Source organism: Bradyrhizobium roseum, from assembly GCF_030413175.1.
Taxonomy (GTDB): Bacteria; Pseudomonadota; Alphaproteobacteria; order Rhizobiales; family Xanthobacteraceae; genus Bradyrhizobium; species Bradyrhizobium roseum.
The window spans coordinates 5,376,614-5,399,253 of the sequence record NZ_CP129212.1; the positions used below are offsets into that span (position 1 = coordinate 5,376,614).

Genomic DNA, 22,640 nt, shown 5'->3' on the forward strand with positions numbered 1-22,640 from the left:
TTTTTAGACACGTTTTGATTCAAACAGTTACAGTCTGACGGGTCGTAAAACCACGGCTCGATTAGCTGCGCTGATAATCATCCTCGATGCGAATGATGTCGTCTTCGCCCAGATAACTGCCGGTCTGGACCTCGATCAGTTCGAGCTGGATCTTGCCGGGATTCTCCAGCCGGTGCACCGCGCCGATCGGGATATAGATCGACTCGTTCTCGTGCACGGTCTTGACCAGTTCGTTGACGGTGACCTGTGCCGTTCCGCGCACCACGATCCAGTGCTCGGAGCGATGGTGATGCTTCTGCAGCGAGAGCCGTCCGCCCGGCTTGACGATGATGCGCTTGACCTGGTGACGGTCGCCATTGTCGACCGACTGATAGGATCCCCAGGGCCGATGCACCCGGATGTGATCCTCGGTGACCTGAGGCGCCACCGTTTTCAGTTTCGCCACCAGTCGCTTCAATCCGTTGGCGTCCTGCTGCCGGGAAACCAGCACGGCGTCCTGGGTCGCGACCACGACGAGATCGTCGACGCCTTCGAGCGCGACCAGCGCGCGGTCGGTCGATACGTTGCAGTTGCGGGAATCCTCGAACACCGCAGCACCCCGCGCCGCGTTGCCGTCGCCGTCCTTGGCGGACAATTCCCACACCGCATGCCAGGAGCCGACATCAGACCAGCCGCACGCCACCGGCACGACCGCGGCGCGCGCGGTTTTTTCCATCACGGCGTAGTCGATCGAGATCGACTTCGCCAATCCGAACGCGGCTTCGTCGAGCTTGACGAAGCCGAGATCGGTGCCGGCCTTCGCCACCGCGTCGCTCACGGCCTGGATGCTTTCCGCATCGACCTTGCGATATTCATCCGTCAACACGGCGGCGCGGAACATGAAGTTGCCGCTGTTCCAGAGATAGCCGGACTTGACATAATCCGCCGCCGTGGCCGGATCCGGCTTCTCGACGAATTTGGCGACCGCACGGACCTTGCCGGAAATGATCGCACCGGGATTGATGTAGCCATATTCGGTGGCGGCGCGTTCGGGCTGCACGCCGAAGGTCACGATGTGGCCGGCTTCCGCGGCGGCCAGTCCCTCGCGACAGGCCGCGAGGAAGGCGGGCGTATCGCTCACCACGTGGTCGGCGGCCAGCGCCAGCACGATCGCGTCCTTGTCGCGCGTTTCGGCAAACGCCGCACCGGCGGCGATCGCCGGCCCGGAATCGCGCCGCATCGGCTCCAGCAGCACGTCGGCCTCGCGCCCGATCTCCGCCAGTTGCTCGAGCACCATGAATCGATAGGCGTTGTTGGTGATGATGACGGGCCGTTCGAACAGATCAGCGTCGGAAACCCGCAGCAGCGTGTCCTGGAATGTCGAGCGCGCCCCGAACAGGGACAGGAATTGTTTCGGGTGAACCTCGCGCGAGGCCGGCCACAGCCGCGTCCCGGCGCCGCCGCACATGATCAAGGGAATGATTTTTCGGGTCATCGGCGTTTCAAATCCTGTAGTACTCACAATACCACGCGACAAAATCGGCAAGCCCGTCCTCGATCGAGGTCTGCGGCCTGAAACCGGTGTCACGCATCAATTCGGCGACATCGGCAAAGGTCTCGGTCACGTCTCCGGGCTGCATCGGCAGCATCTCCCTGACCGCCGCGCGGCCCAGTTGCCGCTCCAGAACCGCTACCACATGAAGCAGTTCTTCCGGATGATTATTGCCGACATTGTAAACCCGTGCCGGCGCCGTGGCGCCCTCGTCGCGCGGAGCCTGGTCGACCAGTTTCAATACGACGCGCGTCACATCGTCGATATGGGTAAAATCACGCCGCATCCGGCCATGGTTAAAGAGACGGATCGGGGTTCCCTCGACGATCGCCTTGGTAAACGCGAAAATCGCCATATCGGGCCGGCCCCACGGCCCGTAAATGGTAAAGAACCGCAAACCTGTCACCGGAAGCCGGTAGAGATGGCTGTAGGAATGCGCGATCAGCTCATTCGCCTTCTTGGTCGCGGCGTAGAGGCTGATCGGATGGTCGGTTTTGTCGTTTACCGAAAACGGCAGCTTGGTGTTGGCGCCGTAGACCGACGATGAGGATGCATAGACCAGATGGTCGCAGCCGTGATGCCGGCATCCCTCCAGTAGATTGACGAACCCCGCGAGATTGGCGTCGACATAGGCATGCGGATGGTCGATCGAGTAGCGCACGCCGGCCTGTGCCGCGAGATGCACCACTTTTTCGAAACGCGGCCCGGCGAACAGGCGCGCCATCGCCGCGCGGTCAGCGAGATCGATCTGTTCGAACGCAAAATCCCGCTCTCCGTGCAGAATGTCGAGCCGCGCCTTCTTGAGCGCCGGGTCGTAATAGTCGTTGAGATTGTCGAGGCCGACCACGGCGCGGCCTTCGGCCAGCAGCCGCCGCGCGACGTGGAAGCCGATGAAACCCGCGGCCCCGGTGACCAATATTGGTTGATCCGGCATCGTATCCCTGGAAGGAGCCGCTCAAGGGCTGAATTGCTGTCCGCGCCTCTTTACCTGCGTTGCGGAGGGGGCCGCAATACCGCCCGCCCCGCTATTGCCAGATCGGCCCGAAAACCATACCAAGGCGCGCAATTGCATCGCATTTTACACCCTTCTCAAACCCAGCACAGGCGAGATGCGCGGTATCCTGCTTTCGGCGTTGAAGATACTGGTCTCGGCGGCGCTGTTGTATTTCTCGCTGCGCAAGGTCGACCTGGCCGAGCTGTTCGGCCGCATCGACGTTTCCAGCCTGGGCTGGATCGGCGTGGCGATTGCGGTGACGTTCCTGCAGATATTCGTCGGCGTGCTGCGGTGGCGCGAGATCAGCGCGGAGTGCGGCGCGCCGTTGCCGACGAGGCAGGCGATGCGCTTCAACGTGATCGGAACCTTCTTCAACCAGACACTGCCTTCCTCGATCGGCGGCGACGCGGTCAGGCTGTGGCTCGTGGCGCGCAGCGGCCATGGCTGGCGCGCAGCGACCTATTCCATCTTCGTCGACCGCGCCATCGGCCTGATCGCGCTCGCGGTGGTGATCGTCGCGAGTCTGCCCTGGAGCTACCGCCTGATCACCGATCCGCACGGGCGGTCGGCGCTGCTGCTGGTCGATTTCGCAGCGCTTGCCGGCGGTCTCGGATTTCTCGTTCTCGGCCGGCTGCCGTGGCCGTGGCTGAAGCGCTGGTGGCTCACCCACCACTTCCACGCCTGTTCGGTGATCGCCAACCGCGTGCTGTTCAGCCGCGCGCACGGTCCGAAAGTCGCGATCCTGTCGCTGCTGGTGCATGTGCTCGCCGTCGTCATCGCCTGGTGCGTGGTGCAGTCGATCGCAGCGCCCGTGCTGTTCGGCCAGGTGTTCCAGCTTGTTCCGCCGGTCATGCTGATCACGATGCTGCCGATCTCGATCGCCGGCTGGGGCGTGCGCGAGGCCACCATGGGGCTGGCGTTCGGATATGCCGGCCTGATGGCGAGCGAAGGCGTCAATATCTCGCTGCTCTATGGCGCGGTGTCGTTCATCGTCGGCCTGGTCGGCGGGCTTGTCTGGATCCTGAGCGCCGAGAAGGCTGCGCAGGGCACGGTGCCGATCCAGGTTCCCAAATAATTCCCTGAAGCAACTTTCCACGCGGATCGAATGGCCCGTTCGCTTTTTCTGCTGTCACTGGCCGCCGCGGTGCCGGCCGCGCTGCTGTCGGGCGCGCTGACCTGGGCGATCCGGCCGCTCATGATGCGCATAGCGCTGGCCAAGCCGAACGCGCGTTCCTCGCACCGGATCCCGACGCCGCAGGGCGCCGGCATCGCGGTGATCGCGGCCACGCTGATCGCGGCCGCGGCGGTCATCGGACTTGCCGGCCCGGCCGACATGAAGATTCCCGCCACCGTGTTCGGCGCAACGCTGTTCATTGCCGCAGTCGGCTTTGTCGACGACGTAAGAACGCTTTCGGTCGCGCCGCGGCTGCTGCTGCAGGGGGCCGCCGTCGCAGCCGTGATCCTTGCGGCGCCCGAAGGCCTGCGCATCGTTGCCGCCTGCCCGCTCTGGCTCGAGCGCGGCTTGCTGATCATCGCAGGGCTGTGGTTCGTGAACCTCGTCAACTTCATGGACGGGCTCGACCTGATGACGGTCGCCGAGATCGTGCCCGTCACCGGCGCGCTGGTTCTGCTCGGCTGGCTGGCCGAACTCCCGGCGCCCGCGATGGTGGCTGCTGCTGCCCTGCTCGGCGCGATGCTGGGATTTGCGCCCTTCAACCGGCCGGTGGCGAAAATCTTCCTTGGCGATGTCGGCAGCCTGCCGATCGGCCTGTTGGCCGGCTGGTGCCTGCTGCAGCTCGCCTGGCACCAGCAGATGGCGGCCGCCCTGCTGTTGCCGCTGTATTATCTCACTGACACGACCGTCACGCTGTTTCGGCGGATGGCGAGGCGCGAGCCGTTCTGGGCGGCGCACCGCAGCCATTTCTACCAGCGCGCCACCGACAACGGATTTTCCGCACCGCGCGTGGTGGGCGAAGTATTTGCGCTCAACATCCTGCTTGCCGCGCTGGCGATCGGCTCGGCCCTGACCTCGTCGGCGGCCACCGCCGTCGTGCTCTTGATCATCGGCGGCATCGCCACGGCGTTCCTGATGCGCAGATTCTCGCGCCGGCTGCCGTTGTCGGGCTAATTCGGCGTTTGCAGAAGCTCGTGGATCAGGTTGCGATATTCGGACATTGCAGTTTCAAAATCGAAGCGTCCTGCGACTTCAGCCGCCCGCGCGCCGCGTTGCGCATCCTGGTCGTTGGCTGCGAGGCTTACCGTCTTTGCCAGCTCGTCGGCCCTGCCGGGCTCGACGACCCAGCCGACGTCGTGCTCGATGACCGTCAGCGCCGCCTCGGCGTCCGCTTCCGAAACCAGAATCACCGGGCGTCCGATCGCCAGCAGATTGTAGAACCGGCTGGGCACCGACACGCCGGCGACGTTCCTGCGGTAGGGAATGATCCAGGTGTCGGCGGCCGACAGGAAAATTTCCAACTGGTGATCCTCGACGCGGTCGACCAGCGTGACGTTCGGAAGCTTCGCCTCGGCCTGCAAGGCCTTCAACTGATCGAAGCCCACCCCCCAGCCCGACAGCAGGAAGTGAATATCGCCGTTGTCGCGCAGCAACCGCGCCGCCTCGAACACGATGACGGGATCGTGGGTAAAGCCGAGATTACCGGAAAGTCCGACGACGAAACGGGCCGAGAGCGAACGGCGATACGGATTGTCCGGATCGACCGCGCGAACGCCGCGCGCCAACGTTGCCCAGTTCGGAATGAAGCGGACCTTGTCGCGCGTCATTCCCCGGTAGCGCAGCAGCAATTTTTCGGTGTCGCGACCAATGATGACGACGGCGTCGAGCGCACGGAACATCGGCGCGTTGAAGGCATGCATTGCCTTCGCCAGCAAGGAATCCGGCTTCAGCATTCCAGCCATGACCAGCACGTCGGGATAGAGATCGTGCATGATCAGCACCGATCTTGCGCCCTTCAGCTTCGCCGCTGCAGCAAAGGCGTAAGGCAGCATGAACGGCGCCGGCACGGTGATCGTGACATCGCCACGGCGCAGCTTGATCAGCATCGCGACGAACATCCGAAACGTGAACAGCAGTTCGGCCAGGGCTCGCTTGAGCAATGCGGCCTTGCCGGGCATCCAGTTCCTCACTTCGACGACCGAAGGCTTGCCGACGGCCGCGGAACCCGCCGTTCCCGACAGCACCAGAACTTCCGCTTCACGCGCCACACGTTCCGAAATCGCCGCCATGATCGCCGCCGTCGTGCTCGGGTCGGGCGGAAAATGCTGGCTGACGACGACGACTTTTCCCGGCTTGTGCATCATCGCTTTCGTGGCGGCCCGCCGAAAAGATCAGGCAGCGTTCGATCCGAATTCGGGCACGGCATCCTTGAGCACCGCGCGGATGGTCGAACGGTCGTCCCGTGCAATGGCATCTTCCAGCGCCGCCAGCCATTTGCGCAGGGTCTGCATCGGCGGCTCGTTCGGTTTGGCCGCCATGATGCCGGCGACGCCGATCTCTACCGCCGGCTCCTCGCTGGCGAACAGGATCTCGTTCAACCGCTCGCCCGGCCGCATGCCGCTGAACACGATCTCGATATCGATGCCGGGTTGGAGGCCGGACAGGCGGATCATCCGCTCGGCCAGTTCGACGATCTTGACCGGCTGTCCCATGTTGAGGACGTAGACGGAAACATCAGGCCGCGCCGGCGTCAGCGCGTGCGTCGCGGCCGTCAGCACGAGATCGCAGGCCTCGCGAATGGTCATGAAGTACCGCACCATGTCCGGATGCGTCACCGTGACCGGGCCGCCGGCCTCGATCTGCGCCTTGAATTTCGGCACCACCGATCCGTTGGAGGCCAGCACGTTGCCGAACCGCACCGAGATCAGGCGCATGTGCGGCCGGCCGCCCGTTTGCGTCATCAGGTCGTGATCCAGCGCCTGACAATACATTTCGGCAAAGCGCTTGGTCAGGCCGAGCATCGAGACCGGTTCGATCGCCTTGTCGGTCGAGATCATCACCATCGCCGCCGCGCCCGCCGCAAGCGCGGCGTCGGCGACATTGACCGAACCGAAGATGTTGGTCTTGACGCCCTCGCTCCAGTCGCGCTCGAGGATCGGCACGTGCTTGAGCGCCGCGGCATGGAACACGATATCGGGCTTGAACTCCCGCATCAGGTTCATGATCCGGTCGCGGTCGCGGATATCGGCGATCCGCCCCTCGATCGCGGCACTGCCCCCGCGCGCCGTGAGCGCCTCCGTGACCGCATACAGCGCCGGTTCGGAATGCTCGATCACGAGCAGCCGTGCAGCGCCGAACGTCGCGACACGGTCGCAAATCTCCGAACCGATCGAGCCGCCGCCGCCGGTGACGATCACCGCCTTGCCCCTCACCAGCGTCTCGAGCCGCGCATAGTCGATCTTCTCGCTCGGCCGCAGCAGCAGGTCCTCCACGGCGACATTGGTCAGCCTGGGCGCGTCGCCGCTTTCGAGCGACGGCAGGCGGCTGACGAACAGGCCGAGCCGCCTGGCCCGCATCAGGATGGCCTCGGGATGCGCCTCGGGTTCGAACGCCGACGGGGTCATGACGACACGCGAAATCGGTTTTCCGCGCCCGGCATAGTCGCGCACCACGTCCTCGACGTCGTCGAGGCCGCCAAGCACCGGCACGTTGCGGATCGACTGGCCGCGGTCCGCCGCCGACGGCGACAGCACGCCGACGGGCCAGAGTTGCTTAACCGCGCCGCTCTCGATCGCGCGCAGCAGCACTTCCGCGTCGGCGGCGCGGCCGATCAACAGGGTCGAAGACGCCCCTTCGGTCCGGGCATGGCGGCGAACCCGCGAATAGCGGAAATAGCGATAGCCGAACCGCAGCGCGCTCAGCGCGAACACCTGAAGGAACCAGTACAGCACGATCGTGATGCGCCCGAACAGCACCGGCGCCTTGGGGTTCGATGCCGCGAAAATGAAGGCATAGTCGAGCACGATCAGCGCCACCGTCAGGACGCTGGCCACGCGCATGATATTCAGCGCATCCGGCAGCGAAATGAAACGCCATTTCGTCGTCGTCAGGTTGAAGACGTAACAGATCACGACGCTGAATACGACGAACAGCGGCAGAATGCGCAGCAACAGCGGCAGGCGGGCGTAGAAGGCTTCGCCGCCCTCGAAACGCAGGTAGAACGCCGCAAGCAACGCAAACGCCGTCGCCAGCGCGTCATGCGCCGCGATCATGTAGTTGCGATGTGTCAGTTGCGAAACAGGTGTCATACAACCGGTCGGCTGAGGAAGCGTTTTGGATTCGCGTTGTGTCCCTGGCCCGCTGATATCTTATCTGCGGCGTGCATGCCAGCGATCATGGCGGAACGGTTCCGGAAGATTCCGCTTCCGACCTGGCGCGCAGCACCATGCCGCCGGCGATACCGGCGCCCAGCACATACATCCATCCTTCATGGAAATCGAACAGGTGCGAGTTGAACAGCGAACTGAATATGTTCTGCAGCACCACCATCAGTCCGATCCACGCCGCCAGCCCCTCGCCGCGGAACAACGCGAAATGCGAAAACCACATCGCGTAGAGGATCACGACCCCGACCGCCCCCCACTGCACCGCGACGCTGAGGGTCTGGTTGTGCGGGTTCCCGATGACCTGGCCCTGGGCCAGCACCGCGGGACCGGTCGCTGCGGCCTCGAACAGCCCCCGCGTCGATCCCGTGCCGTGGCCGATCACCGGAGCCTCGGCAAAGAACCGCAGCGACTTCTCCCAGAATTCGAGCCGCAGGCCGATCGACGTCGGCTGGTTGAATTCCTTATAGACCCGGTAGTCCCGCGCGAACGTGTCCATTGTCGCCTGCAGTTGCGGCGACAGCGTCCAGGCCAGGGCACCGAATATGACGGCAGCGACGAGCAGCAGCACGTTGGTGCGCCATTTGAGATGCGCCATCGCGAACACGGCGAGCATCACCGGCAAGGTCACCAGCGCCGTGCGCGACACGACGACGAACACCATGTTGAGGATGAAGCTGGCCGCCACCGCCATCAGCAGCAGCGCCTGCCGGAGTTTGCCGTCGCGCAACAGCGTGATGATGGGGAAAATCAGCACCACCGCGCACAATACGAACTCCTGGCTCTGGGCGATGTAATTCTTGACGAAAATACCGTGCCCGGAAGGCTCGTCGGGGCGCTTCAATGTCAGGCTCGGATCGTACGCGACGATCCAGGACGCGACCATCAATACGGTACAGGACACCAGGAAAGCGACGAAGGGCCAGATGCCGCGGGGCGAGCGCTCGAAATGATAAAACAAGAACGGCAATACCAGCAGCTTGGTCGCCGGAGCAACGGCCTGCAGACGCGCGGCCCATGACGCGTCCGACCACAAGGTGCCCAGCGCCGCCAGCAAAACGAGCGCGATCGGCAACGCGCAGATCGGGCGCCGCAACGAACGCACAAACGGACGCCATTCGAGCACCGCAGCCACGGCGACGAGCCAGAGTACCACGGCGATGCCCACGCCGCTGGTCGACCACGGCAACAAGAGCGCAAGCAGGACCGCAATGAGATCAGCGTTGCGTACCCGCGCCTCTTTATCGTAACGGGCGGCAAGCATCGACGACAACATGGAACCGAGCGAGCCCGCGGTCTCGCGCATGCGATCCGCCGTCGTCATCGCGACACCGTCAAGGTCGCGGTCAGCTCGCGCTGCCTCACCGCCAATGTCATGCCGCCGGCAATCCCGACACCCAACACATACATCCAGCCTTCATGAAAATCGAACAGGTGCGAGTTGAAGAGCGAGGTGAAGATGTTCTGCACCACGACGAGCAATCCGATCCAGGCGACGAAACCCTGGCCCCGGAACAGCAGCAGATGCACCAGCCACATCGCGTACAACAGGATAACTCCGACCGCTCCCCATTGCACCGCGATGTTCAGGGTCTGGTTGTGCGGGTTGCTGATGACCCCTCTCTGGGCCGGATCGACATAATCGGTCGCGGCCCGCTCGAACAGCGGACGCAGCGATCCGGTCCCATGGCCGATCACCGGCGCTTCGGAAAAGAACCGCAGGGATTTCTTCCAGAACTCGAGCCGAAGCCCGATTGACGTCACGCTCTCCTGCGCCTTGTAGAGCTGATAGTCCCTCAGAAGTCTCTTGGGGCTCCAACGCACGTCAGCCGTGGTGACCCAGATCACACCAGCGAACGCAACCATGACGCCGATGATGACCAGGGTTGTTCGCAGTCTCATATGAACCAGCGCGACCGCCGCCAGCATGATCGGCATCGCCACCATCGCCGATCGCGAAGCGACGATGAACGCCATCGTGCCGATGAAGCCGGCCGCGAGCAGCCCCGCCAACAGGCTCTGCCCAAACTTTCCCCGTCGCGCAAAGTGCAGGGACGGATAGATCAGCGCGATGGCGCAGAGCGCGAACTCCTGGCTTTGGTCGATGTAGTTCTTGACGAAGACGCCGCGCGCATCGCTTTGGGCGCCTTTCAGCGAAAGGCTGGGATCGTAGGCGACGACCCACGACATCACCATCAGCAGCGCGCAGGACGCCAGGAACGCGGCGAGAACCCACATTCCGCGCGACGACCGCTCGAAATGATAGAACAGCCCGGGCAGCACCAGAAGCTTGAGGGTGGGAATGACGGCGTAAAGCCGCACGCTCCATGCCGCGTCCGACCACAGCGTGCCGGCAAGCGCCAGGCCGACCAGCGCAAACGGCAGGTAGCAGATCGGCTGCTTGAGCAGTTCGCCATAGGCCCGCCAGTCCATTACCCACGCCACGGCACCGAGCCAGAGCAGCACGAAGATCGCCGGCAGGGTCGTCGACCAGGGCAGCGAAAGCACGGTCAGAATGGCAAAGACGTCCGCAATGGTCGTCCACAACGCCCGATCGCGCCAGTAACGCCGCAGCGGCGAGATCGGCGGTGCAGCCGCACTCAGCGTCACGCCTTGCCTCCCCGCGCGCGGTCGACCAGCGAGGTCGTGCTGTGGCCCGGCAGAATGTCGACGAGCACGACCTCGCCGCCGGCCGCCTCGACGAGCTCGTGGCCGACGACCTGTTCGCGGGTGTAGTCGCCGCCCTTGACCAGCACGCTCGGCGTGACTTTCGCGATCAGCTCGATCGGCGTGTCCTCCGCGAAGATCGCGACGAGATCGACCGCCTCCAGCGCCGCCAGCACCTCGGCGCGCGCGCTTTCGTTCTGGACCGGGCGCCCCTCGCCCTTCAGCCGCTTCACCGAGGCATCGCTGTTGAGACCGACGATCAGCCGGTCGCAGGCGCGGCGCGCGGCCGTCAGCACCTTGACATGGCCGGGATGCAGGAAGTCGAAGCAGCCATTGGTGAAGCCGATGCGCAGTCCCTGCCGTCGCCAGTCCGCAAGATGCGTGTCGAGATCGCCGCCGGCGGGCACGATCTTGTCTTCGGCCACCAGCGACGCATGCGGCAGGATCTTTCGCCGCAACTCCGATGGCGTCACGGTCGCAGTTCCCTTCTTGCCGACGGCCACCGCCGCCGCCGCGTTCGCCATCCGCAGCGCGCTTTCCCAATCGGCCCCGGCCGCCAGCGTCAGCGCCAGCACGGCGGCGACGGTGTCGCCCGCGCCGGAGACGTCACGCACCTTGACCGGCAGCGCCGGCACGTGGATCGCCTCGCCGCCGCGAACCACCAGCGTCATGCCGTGCTCACTTTGCGTCACCAGCATGGCCTCGCAATCGGCGAGCAGCATCGCGTCCTGCGCCGCGGCGGCAATGTCGAGGTCGCTGTCGGCGCGGCTGCGGGTGGCTTCGGCAAACTCCTTGCGGTTCGGCGTCAGCAGCGTGGCGCCGCGATAGATCGCGAAATTGGCGCTCTTGGGATCGACGATCACGCGCTTTCCGAGCTTTTTGGCGGCGTCGATGATGTTGCGGATGACGCGCGCGGTCAGCACGCCCTTGGCGTAGTCGGACAGCAGCACGATATCAGCGCGGCCGAGCTGCGGCAGGATCGCGTCGATCAGCCTTTGCTCGACATCGGCCGCGGCCGGCACGGCCAGCTCCCAATCCGCGCGCAGCATGTGGGTGGAAAAATGCTCGGAGACAAAGCGCACCTTGCGCGTCGTCGGGCGCGACGAATCGGTGACCAGCACGGCCTCGACCAGCTTCTCCCGGGCCAGATCGGCCTTCAGCCTGGCGCCCGCCTCGTCCTCTCCGACGAGGCCTGCAAAGATGCAGCGCGCGCCGAGCGAAGCGATGTTGCGGGCGACGTTACCGGCGCCGCCGACATTGGTCTCGCTGCGCTGGACGGCGATGACGGGGGCCGGCGCCTCCGGCGAAACGCGCGACACCTCGCCATAGACGAATTCGTCGAGCATGAGATCGCCGACGCAGAGCACGGTCTGGTTGGGAATTGCCTGGCTCAGGGCTTCGAAATCGAACATTGGTCTACCTGGTGCCCGTCAGCGAAAGCGGTCGGCGCGATCGAGAAAGCCCTTCACGTAGCGCTCGACCGCGTCTTCCAGCGCGGTGAAGCCGCCGTTGTATCCGGCACGCAGCAGCCGATCGACTTCGCTCCGGGTGAAATATTGATAGCTGCCGCGGATCGCCTCGGGCATCTCGACATACTGAATATTCGGCGTGGCGCCGAGCGCGGCATAGGCCGACAGCATCAGGTCGCGAAAGCTGCGCGCGGTGCCGGTGCCCACGTTGAAGATGCCGCTGACGCCGGGGGACGCCAGCAGCCACATCGTCACGCGCACGACGTCGTCGACATAGATGAAGTCGCGCCGCTGGTCGCCATCGGCGATCCCGTCGCGGTGCGACTTGAACAATTGCACCGGGCGTCCGGCCTTGACGTCGTCGAAACGCCGCGCCAACACGCTCATCATCGTGCCCTTATGGTACTCGTTGGGGCCGAACACGTTGAAGAACTTAAGTCCGGCCCATTGCGGCGGCAGGCGCTCGCCGCGCGCGGCGCGTTCAGCCACCGCCATGTCGAACAGATGCTTGCTCCAGCCGTAGAGGTTCATCGGCCGCAGCCTCTGCAAGGCGTCCATGGACTGCTCGTCGCGAAACCCCTGGTCGCCATCCCCATAGGTTGCCGCCGAGGAGGCATAGATCAGCGGCGTGGCGTTCGCCGTGCACCAGTCCAGCAGACGCATCGACAGTCGGAAATTGGTCTCGATCACCAGATCGCCATCGGTCGCCGTGGTCTCGGAGATGGCGCCGAGGTGGATGATGGCTTCGAGCCGGCGGCCCTTCAGCCAATCCATCAGTTCCGGGGGCGGCACGAAATCGGCGAGCCGGCGCTTGGCGAGGTTACGCCATTTGCCGTCCTGGCCGAGCACGTCGCACACGGCCACGTCCCGGCCGGCGTCATTCAACGCGGCCACGACGTTCGACCCGATAAAACCGGCGCCCCCGGTCACCAGCAACATGCCATCCCCTGCCTTGATTGTTCGGGCCAAGCTTTGCCCCACTCCCGCACGGCAGGCAATCTGGCATCTCGGGCAAGACACAGGCCAATCGACCGGCTTTACCTGTCGATGCAGAGCGGTTACCGACGGGGCTGCAACTGGTTAGCAGCGTCAATCAAGATATGAATTCAAGTTCATCAAATAGAATTGAAATGGAGGATGCCGCCGATACCAGGCCGATCCTGATCGTGCCCTATATGTGGATCGGCGACTTCGTCCGCGGCCACACCGTGGTGCGGGTATTGAAGCAGCGCTGGCCGAACCGCCCGGTCGACCTGCTGGTGACCCCCCTGTGCGCCCCGCTGGTCGACTATATGCCGGGCGTCCGGGCGGGCATCGTCTGGGATTTACCCCGCAGCCGGCTTGCCATAGCCAAACAAAGAGGATTGGCCGCTGAGCTACGGCCCCGGGGCTATGGAACCGCCCTCGTCATGCCCCGCACCTGGAAGGCGGCCATCGCGCCGACGCTGGCCGGCATCCCCGAGCGCGTTGGCTTTTTCGGCGAGGCCCGGTTCGGCCTGATCAACCAGATGCGCTGGGGCGAGAAGGCCCTGCCCCGCTTCATCGACAAGAATGCCGCGCTGGCGATGCCCGCGGACGCGCCGCTGCCCCCGGAATGGCCGGTGCCGCAGCTTCTCGTGCCGCCGGAGCAGATCGCGCGCTGGCGGCAGGCCAATGGAGTGGGTTCAGGCCCGGCGGTGGCACTGGCCCCCGGGTCGGTCGGCGCCTCGAAACGATGGACCTATTATCCACAGACCGCCCGGCTTCTGATCGAGCGCGGGCTCGACGTCTGGGTGGTCGGCGGCCCCGGCGAAAAGGCGCTGGCGCAGGAGATCGTCGCCGTTGGCGGCAGCAAGGTCCGCGACCTCACCGGCACGGACCTGCGCAACGGCATTCTGGCGATGGCCGCGGCCGGCGTGGCGATCTCGAACGATTCCGGCCTGATGCACATCGCGGCCGCCATCGGCACGCCGACCATGGGCATTTTCGGCCCCACCAGCCCCTATCTGTGGGCGCCGCTGAACGGCCTGGCCGCCACGGTGTTGCAGAACAAGTCGAAGCTGTCCTGCCAGCCCTGCCAGCGCACCGTCTGCACCATGAACGAGCACCGCTGCATGCGCGACATCGAGGCAACAGAGCTGGCCGACATCGCGGAGCGCGTGATGGCTCAGAGCGTGCGATAGACAGCAGCGATCGCGTTCGCTTCCGCTTCCAGGCTGAAGTTTTGCAGCACCTGCGTCCGCGCCCGTTCGCCCATCGCGTTCGCCGCTGCGGGATCGCGCATCAAGGGCTCCAGCGCCGTCACCAGCGCCTCCACATCCCCCGGCGGCGTCAACACGCCGCTGACACCATCGTCGACCACGAATTCGGCGGCACCGGCCCGTGCCGCCACCAGCGCCGCGCCTGACGACATCGCCTCGATCAACGTCAGCCCAAACCCTTCGTTGCGCGAGGTGAAGGCGTAGATCGTCAGCCGCTGATACCAGCGCTGCACGTCCGCGATCTCGAGCTCGCCCGTGATGACGATGCGCGACTGCAGCCCGGCCGCCTCGATCTGCTGCTTCAGGCCGTTGGCAAACCCCTGCTGCTCCGGCACCACGGCGCCGACGATGACAGCCGTGAAATCGGGATAGCGCGGCAACAGCCGGCACATCGCCGCGACGAACACGTCCGTGCCCTTTTGCGCCCGCACCCTGCCGAAGCAGCCGATGGCGTAGCGGCCCGGCAGGTTCGCCTCGGCGAACGCCGCCGCGCGATCGGCCGGCGGCGCATAAGCATCGGTGTCGACGCCGTGCATCACCACCGTCGCCTTGCGCTTGAGGAACGACGCCGACAATTCGGAGGTCGCGATCACCGCATCCATCTGCCGGATCAGCCAGCGCGTCAGCCGCTTGTGGTGCCGCTGCGCGGCCGAGGTGAACACGAGCTTCAGCGGCCAGCCGAGCGCGCGCAGCAAAAGCCCCGCGATCATCTCGTCATTGCGCCGCGCGTGCCAGATCAGCGGCGCCTTGCGGCGCCAGAGTTTCAACAGATCGAAAAATCCCATCCGCGCGATACCGTCAGGCGCATGCGGTCCAAGCCAGACCGCGCGATACATCGCGGCAAGTTTTGGCGCCACCATGCGGTTGGTCGCGGTGACGCCCGAATAGCGCCTGTGCAGATTCGGCACGATCAGCTGCAGATCACTGGCCAAATTGTTCTCGATCGGCACGTCCGGCTCCGTTTAGGCCAGTCCTATACGCAACATTAAGCATAGTGGCCAGTTCGACGCCCGCCGAAACCCTGTCTTCACCGAGGCCCCGCTAGCCTCGGGCCTAATAATAAAACAGGGAAAGGTGTCTCATGACAGTGCTCGTCACTGGTGGGGCCGGCTATATCGGTAGTCACATGGTCCACGCGCTGGCGGATGCCGGCGAAAGCGTCGTCGTGATCGACAACCTCTCTACCGGCTTCTCGCATTTTCTGCCGGAGGGCGTGCCGCTGTTCATCGGCGATGCCGGAGATGAAAACCTGGTCGCGGGCGTGATCGCCCAGCACAAGGTCGAGAGCATCATCCATTTCGCCGGCTCGATCGTGGTGCCGGATTCGGTGCGCGATCCGCTGGGCTATTACCGCAACAACACCATGACGACCCGCAGCCTGCTGAATGCCGCGGTGAAGGCGGGCGTCAACCGTTTCATCTTCTCGTCGACGGCGGCCGTTTACGGCAACCCGGACCAGGTGCCGGTGCCCGAGCACGCGCCGACGCGGCCGGCATCGCCTTACGGCTCGTCCAAGCTGATGACCGAAATCATGCTGCATGACGTCGCTTCCGCCCATGGCATGAACTACGTCGTGCTGCGCTACTTCAACGTCGCCGGCGCCGATCCGAAGCTCCGCTGCGGCCTTGCCACCGTTGGCGCGACGCATCTCCTGAAGATCGCGGTCGAGGCAGCGACCGGCCAGCGCGCGAAGATGGACGTCTACGGCACGGATTACCCGACGCCGGATGGCAGCTGCATCCGCGACTTCATCCATGTCAGCGATCTCGCGCAAGCCCATCGCGCGGCACTTGCCTATTTGCGCGGCGGCAACGGCTCGATCACGTTGAACTGCGGCTATGGCCGCGGCTATTCGGTGCTCGAAACCATCGAGGCCGTCCGCCGCATCTCGAAGCGCAATTTCGCGGTTTCCTATGCGCCGCGCCGTCCCGGCGACATCATGACGATGGTCGCCGATACCAGCCGCATCCGTGGCACCCTGGACTGGACGCCGCAATTCGACAATCTGGACACCATCGCCACCCACGCGCTAGCCTGGGAAGAGAAGCTGTTCCGCGACCGCGGCGGCCTTCCGCAGCATGCGGAATCGGCCTGAAATCAATCGCTTATTTGGCTTGAAAAAGCCTCGCCGAGCAGGCAAGGACTACCCCGCTGAAGCCCTGACGCGCCCTTCCATCCCGGGGCCGTCAATGGAACGCGGATGACCGAACTTCCAAGCAAACCGACCCGAAAAATCACCGACGATCCCTATGGCGCCGCGATCCTGATTCGCCGGCTCGTCATGGAGCAGGGTTTTGTCTATTGGCGGCGCTATGTGACCGCGTTTGCGCTGATGGGCGTGTCCGCCAGCGCCACCGCCGGCTCGGCCTACATCCTGGGCCAGGTGATCAACCAGGCCTATATCGACAAGAATGTCACCGGCATCGCCATCCTCTCCGGCGTCACCGTGGTGCTGCTGTTCATCAAGGGCCTGGCGACCTACGGCCACACCGTCATCCTGTCCAAGATCAGTAACGCGATTCTCGCCAACAACCAGCGGCGGCTGTTTGCCAAGCTGATGAGCGAAAGCATCGGCTTCTATTCCGAGCGGCATTCCTCCGAGTTTCTGGCGCGGATGACATCGGGCGCCAAATCCATTACCGACGTGCTAACGCTGTTGATCAACGCCGTCGGGCGCGACGTGCTGCTGCTTGTCAGCCTGATCTTCGTGATGGTGTCGCAGGATCCGGTGCTGTCGTTCATCGGCCTCGTGGTGGTGCCGCCGGCGATGCTGATCCTGCGCAAGCTGATCAAGCGCATCAAGGGCCTCGCCCATAACCAATTCACCGGCAGCGCCGACATCATGGAGACCATGCAGGAATCACTGCAGGGCATCCGCACGGTGAAAGCTTTTACGCTCGAAGCGGCGATGCAGCGGCGGATTGACGAGAACATTGCGATCGTCGAACGCAACGCCAACAAGATGGCGCGGGTCTCCAACCGTTCCAACCCGCTGATGGAAATGCTCGGCGGCTTTGCGGTCGCCGGGTGCCTGCTCTATGGCGGCTATAGCGTGGTGGCGCTCGGCGCTACCCCCGGACAGTTTTTCTCCTTCATGACCGCGTTCCTGCTGGCGACCGAGCCGGCCAAGCGGCTGGCGCGACTCAATATCGACCTCAACAGCCAGCTGGTCGGCGCGCGCATGCTGCTCGAAATCGTCGACAGCCCGGCCAGCGAGCCGGCCGACGACGACAAGCCGGCGCTGAAACTCTCAACGGCGCGGGTGGAGTTCCGCGACGTCAACTTCGCCTACCGGCCGGACGAGCCGGTGCTGAAGGCGATGAGCTTCGTCGCCGAACCCGGCAAGACCACTGCGCTGGTCGGCCCGTCCGGCGGCGGCAAGTCCACCGTGCTGGCGCTGATGCTGCGGCTCTACGAGATCAAGCAGGGCGAAATCCTGATCGACGGCCAGAACATTGCCGGCGTGTCGCGCCATTCGCTGCGCGCCCAGACCGGCTATGTCGGGCAGGACGTCTATCTGTTCCGCGACTCGATCGGCGCCAACATCGCCTTCGGCAAGCAAGGCGCCACCCAGGACGAGATCGTGACGGCGGCGAAGGCAGCCTGCGCGCACGATTTCATCATGGGTTTTCCGCTGGGTTACGACACGCCGGTCGGCGAACACGGCACGCAGCTCTCCGGCGGTCAGCGCCAGCGCATCGCCGTGGCGCGGGCGCTGATCAAGAACGCGCCGGTGATCCTGCTCGATGAGGCCACCGCCGCGCTGGATTCGGAATCTGAAAAGGCCGTGCAGGAGGCGATCGACCATCTCTGCCGGAACCGCACCACCATCGTGATCGCCCACCGCCTGCACACCATCATGCACGCCGACGCCATTCTGGTGGTCGAGGGCGGCGAGATCGTCGAACGCGGGCAACATGACGATCTGCTGCGGCGCGGCGGACGTTATGCCTCGTTCTTCCGCCTGCAGCAGCGCGACGCCGGCCATCCCGGTCTGGCGCCGGTCAGCGCAACCGCGTAAAAGCGAACCGCCGGATTTTCACCTGTAACCATCCGAGACCCTTTTCATGAACGCAGCCTCCTACGTCATTCCCGCGCCCCCGCAGGCCTCGCTTCCCGTCGTCGGCGAGACCAGCGCCTATCCGGTCCGCCGCATCTGGTGCGTCGGGCGCAACTATCTCGAGCACATCCGCGAGATGGGCAATGACGAGCGCGCGCCGCCGTTCTTCTTCGCCAAGCATGCCGACATGCTGGTGCCTGACGGGGCCACGATCCCCTATCCGCCGCTGACCAAGGACCTGCATCACGAGGTCGAACTCATCGTCGCGATGAAGAGCGGCGGGCTGAACATTCCCGCCGACAAGGCGCTCGACCATGTCTACGGCTATGCGGTCGGCATCGACCTCACCCGCCGCGACCTGCAGATCGCCTCGCGCAAGAAGGAGCGGCCGTGGGAAATCGGAAAATCGTTCGACTATTCGGCGCCCTGCTCCGCGATTCAGCCCGCTTCCAAGATCGGCCACCCCGCCAAGGGCAAGATCTGGCTGACGGTCAACGGCAAGGAGACACAGAAGGGCGACCTCACCGAGTTGATCTGGAACGTACCTGAAATCATCTGGCAGCTCTCGCAGCAGGTAAAACTCGCCGCCGGCGACATCATTATGACCGGCACCCCGGCCGGCGTTTCCCAGCTCCAGCCCGGCGACAAGCTCGAATGCGGCGTCGATGGCGTCGGCACGCTGAAGGTGAATATCGGCAAGCCGGAATAACTGAATTCAAGACCGACGAATGCAAAGCCCCGGAACCGATTCCGGGGCTTTTTTTTATTACAGTTCGCGACGGACGGGCGGAGTGGAGCGAGAGATAACCCGTCATCGCTTCACGATGCTTTGACTGTTTGCGGCGGCGCTGCATCGACGCAGATGCGGCTTACCGTAGGATTACGGAGATTGAGCGATACCGTGTGACTACGGAATGACAAAGCGGTTTGCATCATATCAACCATCACGCGAGCCCGACAACCTGGAGAGCGATGTCGCACTCAACGGGGAACGCATGATGAAGCCAGCCGGTTGCGACCAAAATGGATTTCTCAGATCCCTGAGCGAACACGACTTCGAAGAGCTCCACCCGTATCTGAAGACAGTCGACCTGCCGCGGGACCTGACACTGATCGAACTGGGTCAGGCCATCACGAATGTCTACTTTCCGCACACGGCCGTCATCGCGCTGGTCGTGGAGTTTCAGACGGGCGAGAGGGTCGAGGTGGCCCTCGTTGGCCCGGACAGTCTTCTGGGCGCCTTTGGCGTCATGGGTGAGCCGGTCGCCCTGATCACGGCGATCGTGGTATTGCCCGGGTCCGCGTCGGTGATCGACGCAGACCGGCTGCGCGAGGCATCCAAGCACAGCAAATCGCTCCGACAACTCATGGTCCGGCACAGTCAGGCATTGTACGTGCAGGCGCAGCAGACGGCGGCATGCAATGCCTTGCACTGCGTGAACGCAAGGCTGTCGCGCTGGCTTCTGCGCGTGCGGGACCTGAGCGGCAGCGACCGGTTCAAGGTCACGCAGGAATACATGGCAGCGATGATCGGCTCGCGCCGGAATGCCGTGTCGCTGGTCGCCCACACGCTCCAGCAATCGAACGTCATCAGGTACAGTCGCGGTCACATCGAAATCGCCGATCCGGAGGCGCTGAAGAAAAGCGCCTGCGAGTGCTATGGCGAATTGCGAGCTCAATACCAGCGCCTGAAATTTCCCGATCGACCCGAAGCTGAGTGAGCGGCGTACCGGACAGTCATCCGGCCCCGATCTGCCCTGACCCTCACATGCGTCGACGAAGACATTGCCCCGGGACACGCGCCTCCCGGTTGCAAGATCCGCAAAACTGACACAGATTTCAACTATTGCCGGAGAATAACGGCGAATGTCAGAGCGGAGGAAATGGCCATGATCAAGGTAAGCGTGATGTATCCCAATACGCCCGGCGGGCGCTTCGACCATGATTACTACCGCGACAAGCATATGCCGCTGGTCAAGGCGCGGATGGGTGACGCGTGCAAGTCCTACACCGTCGACAAGGGCATGGCCGGTGGCGTCCCCGGCGCGCCCGCGACCTATGTTGGCATGTGTCACATCTTTTGCGACTCGGTGGAGGCCTTCCAGGCCGGCTTCGGCCCCCATGCCCAGGAGATCATGGCCGACATCCCGAACTATACCGACCAGTCCCCGGTCATCCAGATCAGCGAAGTCGTCGTCGGCTGACGCAGTTGCCGCACCCCGTCAGCCACGGCGCGCCGCTATGTGCGCCGGTGGCTGACAAAGGCCGGCGTAGCTGATGGACGACATACCGGACCGGACGCAGCCCAAGTCAACGAAGGCGATATACGTGACCACTCCGCCAACCGCTGTCGCGGAGCTCGACAAAAATTTGACGGTCAGCCCCGCAGCGCCTGCAGGCCCTTGAAGGTCAGCCGCTTGGGATCGCGGACGCCGGCCAGATAGAATTTGCGGATGAAGGCTGCCGCGGCCTCGCGGTCGCAATCGGTCAGCGCCACGATGGCATCGATGGCAATTCGCTGGGCGTCCATGGGCTTCCTCGTGCTGTCGGGGGCCGCAAGCCCCGCAGCGTAGGGTAACAATGGTTAATCCGGCGTTAACCGTAAGGACAGCTTGAACGATTCGTGGCCGGCCACGTATACGCGAAATGACGCATGGGGCGCCGGGACGCATCGCGCGCGATGGAACCGCTCAGGAATACTGCATTACCCCGTCGTCGACCTTGCCGTAGCGAAGCGTGACGATGTCGAGCGCATAGTTTTGATACAGCCGCCACGGCCGCTTGGAACCCTGCTTGGGCAGCTTGGCGATCGAACGCTGCACATAGCCGGACGAGAAATCCAGCGACGGCAGTTCGGTGACGTCGGGATCGACGTTGTGCGGCATGCACTGCTTGTAGCCGTTGCGGTCCATGTAATTGATCAACCGGCAGACATATTCGCAGGTCAGATCGCATTTCAGCGTCCAGGATGCGTTGGTGTAACCGAACGCCGATGCCATGTTCGGGATGTCCGAATACATCATGCCCTTGTAGTTCAGCGTGCGCGCAAAATCGACGGTGCGGCCGTCGACGCTGACCTCAAGCCCGCCAAGCACCTGCAGGTTTAGCCCGGTCGCGGTGACGATGATATCGGCGTCGAGTTCGCTGCCGTCCTTCAGCTTGATGCCGCCCTTGGTGAAGGTGTCGATCTCGCTGGTGACGACGGAGGCGCGCCTGTCGCGGATCGACTTGAACAGGTCGCCGTCGGGCACCAGGCACAGCCGCTGTTCCCACGGATTGTAGCGCGGCGTAAAATGCTTGCCGACGTCGTATTCCGGTCCCAGCGCCATCTTGACGCCGCCGAGGATCAACTGCTTGGCGCGGTCCGGCTTGCGGCGGCAGAGCTGGAAGAAATACATGCCGAACAGCACGTTGCGCCAGCGGATCAGGTGATAGGCGAGTTTTGCCGAGAGAGTTTTGCGCAGCTTGTTCGCGAGTGCGTCCTCCGCCGGCCGCGCGACGACGTAGGTCGGCGAGCGCTGCAGCATGGTGACGTGGGCGGCGGTCTTGGCCATTTCGGGCACCAGCGTCACCGCCGTGGCGCCCGAGCCGATCACCACCACGCGCTTGCCCGCATAGTCTAGATTCTCGGGCCATTTCTGCGGATGCACGATCTGGCCGGCGAAGTCGGCGCTCCCGGCAAACTCCGGCGTGTAGCCTTCCTCGTATTTGTAATAGCCCGAGCACATGAACAGGAAACTGCAGGTGAATTGCGCGATCTCGGTCGCGCCCTCGCCCGTCGTTCGCTCGGCCTCCACCGTCCAGCGCGCCTCCGGCGACGACCACGACGCGCGCTTGACGCGATGGTTGAAGCGGATGTGCTTGTCGATGCCGTTGTCGACCGCGGTCTCGCGGACGTAATTCAAAATCCGCGGCCCGTCCGCGATCGCCTTCGGCTCGGTCCACGGCTTGAAGGAATAGCCGAGCGTGTACATGTCGCTATCGGAGCGGATGCCGGGATAGCGAAACAAATCCCAGGTGCCGCCGATGCAGTCGCGCCCTTCGAGAATGACGTAGCTCTTGCCCGGGCATTTTTCCTGCAAGTGATAGCCCGCGCCGATGCCCGAGAGCCCGGCGCCGACGATGAGGACGTCGAAATGTTCTGCCGCATCGATCATGGCATTCTCCCTGCTTGCTCGATCTAATGAGGAGAGGCGAGAAATTGCAACTCGCATTGTCAGGTTGGTCTGACGATACAGGCTGTATCGAAAGCCGCCATTATGCTGAATGTTCGCGGCCGCGCGAATACTCAGCAAAAAGCCCCGGATCGCTCCGGGGCTTTTCCAATCTGACATTGCCTTCC

At 64.1% G+C, this 22,640-nt stretch carries 19 protein-coding genes; 8 read left to right on the forward strand and 11 right to left on the reverse strand.

Features of this window, described 5'->3' with window-relative positions:
- Window positions 1-61 precede the first annotated feature (61 nt).
- Together QUH67_RS25565 and QUH67_RS25570 are read right to left on the reverse strand one after the other, a co-directional pair.
- Window positions 62-1,474 carry a mannose-1-phosphate guanylyltransferase/mannose-6-phosphate isomerase gene (locus tag QUH67_RS25565; protein ID WP_300942145.1) on the reverse strand — a complete coding sequence of 471 codons (1,413 nt, stop codon included), beginning with the start codon at window positions 1,472-1,474 and terminating at the stop codon, window positions 62-64.
- Between the two features lie 7 nt (window positions 1,475-1,481).
- On the reverse strand, window positions 1,482-2,465 hold the full coding sequence (locus QUH67_RS25570; protein WP_300942146.1) for an SDR family NAD(P)-dependent oxidoreductase: 984 nt from the start codon (window positions 2,463-2,465) through the stop codon (window positions 1,482-1,484).
- Between the two features lie 175 nt (window positions 2,466-2,640).
- On the opposite strand from QUH67_RS25570, the gene QUH67_RS25575 reads away from it, so the two are divergent.
- Complete coding sequence (locus QUH67_RS25575; RefSeq protein WP_300942147.1) at window positions 2,641-3,600, forward strand: lysylphosphatidylglycerol synthase transmembrane domain-containing protein; 960 nt, start codon at window positions 2,641-2,643, stop codon at window positions 3,598-3,600.
- A 30-nt stretch (window positions 3,601-3,630) separates the two neighbouring features.
- Window positions 3,631-4,653, forward strand: coding sequence for an MraY family glycosyltransferase (locus QUH67_RS25580; RefSeq protein ID WP_300942148.1), 1,023 nt, complete (start codon window positions 3,631-3,633; stop codon window positions 4,651-4,653).
- On the opposite strand, the gene QUH67_RS25585 is transcribed toward QUH67_RS25580, so the two are convergent.
- From QUH67_RS25585 to rfaD, 6 genes are all read right to left on the reverse strand, one after another.
- Window positions 4,650-5,843, reverse strand: coding sequence for a glycosyltransferase family 4 protein (locus QUH67_RS25585; RefSeq protein WP_320416098.1), 1,194 nt, complete (start codon window positions 5,841-5,843; stop codon window positions 4,650-4,652). The genes QUH67_RS25580 and QUH67_RS25585 overlap by 4 nt on opposite strands.
- A gap of 27 nt (window positions 5,844-5,870) precedes the next feature.
- Entirely contained in the window at window positions 5,871-7,787 is a 1,917-nt protein-coding gene (locus QUH67_RS25590) for an SDR family NAD(P)-dependent oxidoreductase (protein WP_300942149.1), read from the reverse strand.
- A gap of 85 nt (window positions 7,788-7,872) precedes the next feature.
- Window positions 7,873-9,186: an O-antigen ligase family protein gene (locus QUH67_RS25595; protein WP_407080355.1), complete on the reverse strand. Its 1,314-nt coding sequence runs from the start codon at window positions 9,184-9,186 to the stop codon at window positions 7,873-7,875.
- Window positions 9,183-10,472: an O-antigen ligase family protein gene (locus tag QUH67_RS25600; RefSeq protein ID WP_300942150.1), complete on the reverse strand. Its 1,290-nt coding sequence runs from the start codon at window positions 10,470-10,472 to the stop codon at window positions 9,183-9,185. Before QUH67_RS25600 ends, QUH67_RS25595 begins: the two co-directional genes overlap by 4 nt.
- Window positions 10,469-11,941: a D-glycero-beta-D-manno-heptose-7-phosphate kinase gene (gene rfaE1, locus QUH67_RS25605; RefSeq protein WP_300942151.1), complete on the reverse strand. Its 1,473-nt coding sequence runs from the start codon at window positions 11,939-11,941 to the stop codon at window positions 10,469-10,471. Before rfaE1 ends, QUH67_RS25600 begins: the two co-directional genes overlap by 4 nt.
- Window positions 11,942-11,959: 18 nt before the next feature.
- Window positions 11,960-12,937 carry an ADP-glyceromanno-heptose 6-epimerase gene (gene rfaD, locus QUH67_RS25610; protein ID WP_300942152.1) on the reverse strand — a complete coding sequence of 326 codons (978 nt, stop codon included), beginning with the start codon at window positions 12,935-12,937 and terminating at the stop codon, window positions 11,960-11,962.
- Window positions 12,938-13,098: 161 nt separating this feature from the next.
- Between rfaD and waaF the strand changes: the two genes are divergently transcribed.
- Window positions 13,099-14,160 (forward strand): lipopolysaccharide heptosyltransferase II, encoded by a 1,062-nt coding sequence (gene waaF / locus QUH67_RS25615; protein WP_300942153.1) that lies wholly within the window; start codon window positions 13,099-13,101, stop codon window positions 14,158-14,160.
- On the opposite strand, the gene QUH67_RS25620 is transcribed toward waaF, so the two are convergent.
- Window positions 14,145-15,188 carry a glycosyltransferase family 4 protein gene (locus QUH67_RS25620; RefSeq protein WP_300942154.1) on the reverse strand — a complete coding sequence of 348 codons (1,044 nt, stop codon included), beginning with the start codon at window positions 15,186-15,188 and terminating at the stop codon, window positions 14,145-14,147. The two genes, waaF and QUH67_RS25620, sit on opposite strands and share 16 nt — an antisense overlap.
- A gap of 131 nt (window positions 15,189-15,319) precedes the next feature.
- Here QUH67_RS25620 and galE point away from each other — a divergent pair, with 131 nt between their 5' ends.
- From galE to QUH67_RS25645, 5 genes are all read left to right on the forward strand, one after another.
- A complete protein-coding gene (gene galE, locus QUH67_RS25625; RefSeq protein ID WP_300942155.1) occupies window positions 15,320-16,333 on the forward strand; it encodes a UDP-glucose 4-epimerase GalE in 1,014 nt (337 codons plus the stop codon).
- 105 nt (window positions 16,334-16,438) lie between these two features.
- Window positions 16,439-18,259, forward strand: coding sequence for an ABC transporter ATP-binding protein (locus tag QUH67_RS25630; RefSeq protein WP_300942156.1), 1,821 nt, complete (start codon window positions 16,439-16,441; stop codon window positions 18,257-18,259).
- Between the two features lie 46 nt (window positions 18,260-18,305).
- A complete protein-coding gene (locus QUH67_RS25635; RefSeq protein ID WP_300942157.1) occupies window positions 18,306-19,007 on the forward strand; it encodes a fumarylacetoacetate hydrolase family protein in 702 nt (233 codons plus the stop codon).
- Between the two features lie 289 nt (window positions 19,008-19,296).
- Window positions 19,297-20,019 carry a Crp/Fnr family transcriptional regulator gene (locus QUH67_RS25640; protein ID WP_300948176.1) on the forward strand — a complete coding sequence of 241 codons (723 nt, stop codon included), beginning with the start codon at window positions 19,297-19,299 and terminating at the stop codon, window positions 20,017-20,019.
- A gap of 168 nt (window positions 20,020-20,187) precedes the next feature.
- Window positions 20,188-20,502, forward strand: a complete 315-nt coding sequence (locus QUH67_RS25645) for an EthD family reductase (protein ID WP_300942158.1) — start codon at window positions 20,188-20,190, stop codon at window positions 20,500-20,502.
- Window positions 20,503-20,675: 173 nt separating this feature from the next.
- Here QUH67_RS25645 and QUH67_RS25650 read toward each other — a convergent pair whose 3' ends face one another.
- Together QUH67_RS25650 and QUH67_RS25655 are read right to left on the reverse strand one after the other, a co-directional pair.
- Entirely contained in the window at window positions 20,676-20,828 is a 153-nt protein-coding gene (locus tag QUH67_RS25650) for a hypothetical protein (protein ID WP_300942159.1), read from the reverse strand.
- 160 nt (window positions 20,829-20,988) lie between these two features.
- Window positions 20,989-22,455, reverse strand: coding sequence for a flavin-containing monooxygenase (locus QUH67_RS25655; RefSeq protein WP_300942160.1), 1,467 nt, complete (start codon window positions 22,453-22,455; stop codon window positions 20,989-20,991).
- Window positions 22,456-22,640 lie beyond the last annotated feature (185 nt).

Excerpts from the sequence above, each read along its gene's own strand:
- QUH67_RS25565 (WP_300942145.1), bottom strand. The coding sequence starts at position 1,474 with ATGACCCGAAAAATCATTCCCTTGATCATGTGCGGCGGCGCCGGGACG.
- QUH67_RS25570 (WP_300942146.1), bottom strand. The coding sequence starts at position 2,465 with ATGCCGGATCAACCAATATTGGTCACCGGGGCCGCGGGTTTCATCGGC.
- QUH67_RS25575 (WP_300942147.1), top strand. The coding sequence starts at position 2,641 with ATGCGCGGTATCCTGCTTTCGGCGTTGAAGATACTGGTCTCGGCGGCG.
- QUH67_RS25580 (WP_300942148.1), top strand. The coding sequence starts at position 3,631 with ATGGCCCGTTCGCTTTTTCTGCTGTCACTGGCCGCCGCGGTGCCGGCC.
- QUH67_RS25585 (WP_320416098.1), bottom strand. The coding sequence starts at position 5,843 with ATGATGCACAAGCCGGGAAAAGTCGTCGTCGTCAGCCAGCATTTTCCG.
- QUH67_RS25590 (WP_300942149.1), bottom strand. The coding sequence starts at position 7,787 with ATGACACCTGTTTCGCAACTGACACATCGCAACTACATGATCGCGGCG.
- QUH67_RS25595 (WP_407080355.1), bottom strand. The coding sequence starts at position 9,186 with ATGACGACGGCGGATCGCATGCGCGAGACCGCGGGCTCGCTCGGTTCC.
- rfaE1 (WP_300942151.1), bottom strand. The coding sequence starts at position 11,941 with ATGTTCGATTTCGAAGCCCTGAGCCAGGCAATTCCCAACCAGACCGTG.
- rfaD (WP_300942152.1), bottom strand. The coding sequence starts at position 12,937 with ATGTTGCTGGTGACCGGGGGCGCCGGTTTTATCGGGTCGAACGTCGTG.
- waaF (WP_300942153.1), top strand. The coding sequence starts at position 13,099 with ATGAATTCAAGTTCATCAAATAGAATTGAAATGGAGGATGCCGCCGAT.
- galE (WP_300942155.1), top strand. The coding sequence starts at position 15,320 with ATGACAGTGCTCGTCACTGGTGGGGCCGGCTATATCGGTAGTCACATG.
- QUH67_RS25630 (WP_300942156.1), top strand. The coding sequence starts at position 16,439 with ATGACCGAACTTCCAAGCAAACCGACCCGAAAAATCACCGACGATCCC.
- QUH67_RS25635 (WP_300942157.1), top strand. The coding sequence starts at position 18,306 with ATGAACGCAGCCTCCTACGTCATTCCCGCGCCCCCGCAGGCCTCGCTT.
- QUH67_RS25640 (WP_300948176.1), top strand. The coding sequence starts at position 19,297 with ATGAAGCCAGCCGGTTGCGACCAAAATGGATTTCTCAGATCCCTGAGC.
- QUH67_RS25645 (WP_300942158.1), top strand. The coding sequence starts at position 20,188 with ATGATCAAGGTAAGCGTGATGTATCCCAATACGCCCGGCGGGCGCTTC.
- QUH67_RS25650 (WP_300942159.1), bottom strand. The coding sequence starts at position 20,828 with ATGGACGCCCAGCGAATTGCCATCGATGCCATCGTGGCGCTGACCGAT.
- QUH67_RS25655 (WP_300942160.1), bottom strand. The coding sequence starts at position 22,455 with ATGATCGATGCGGCAGAACATTTCGACGTCCTCATCGTCGGCGCCGGG.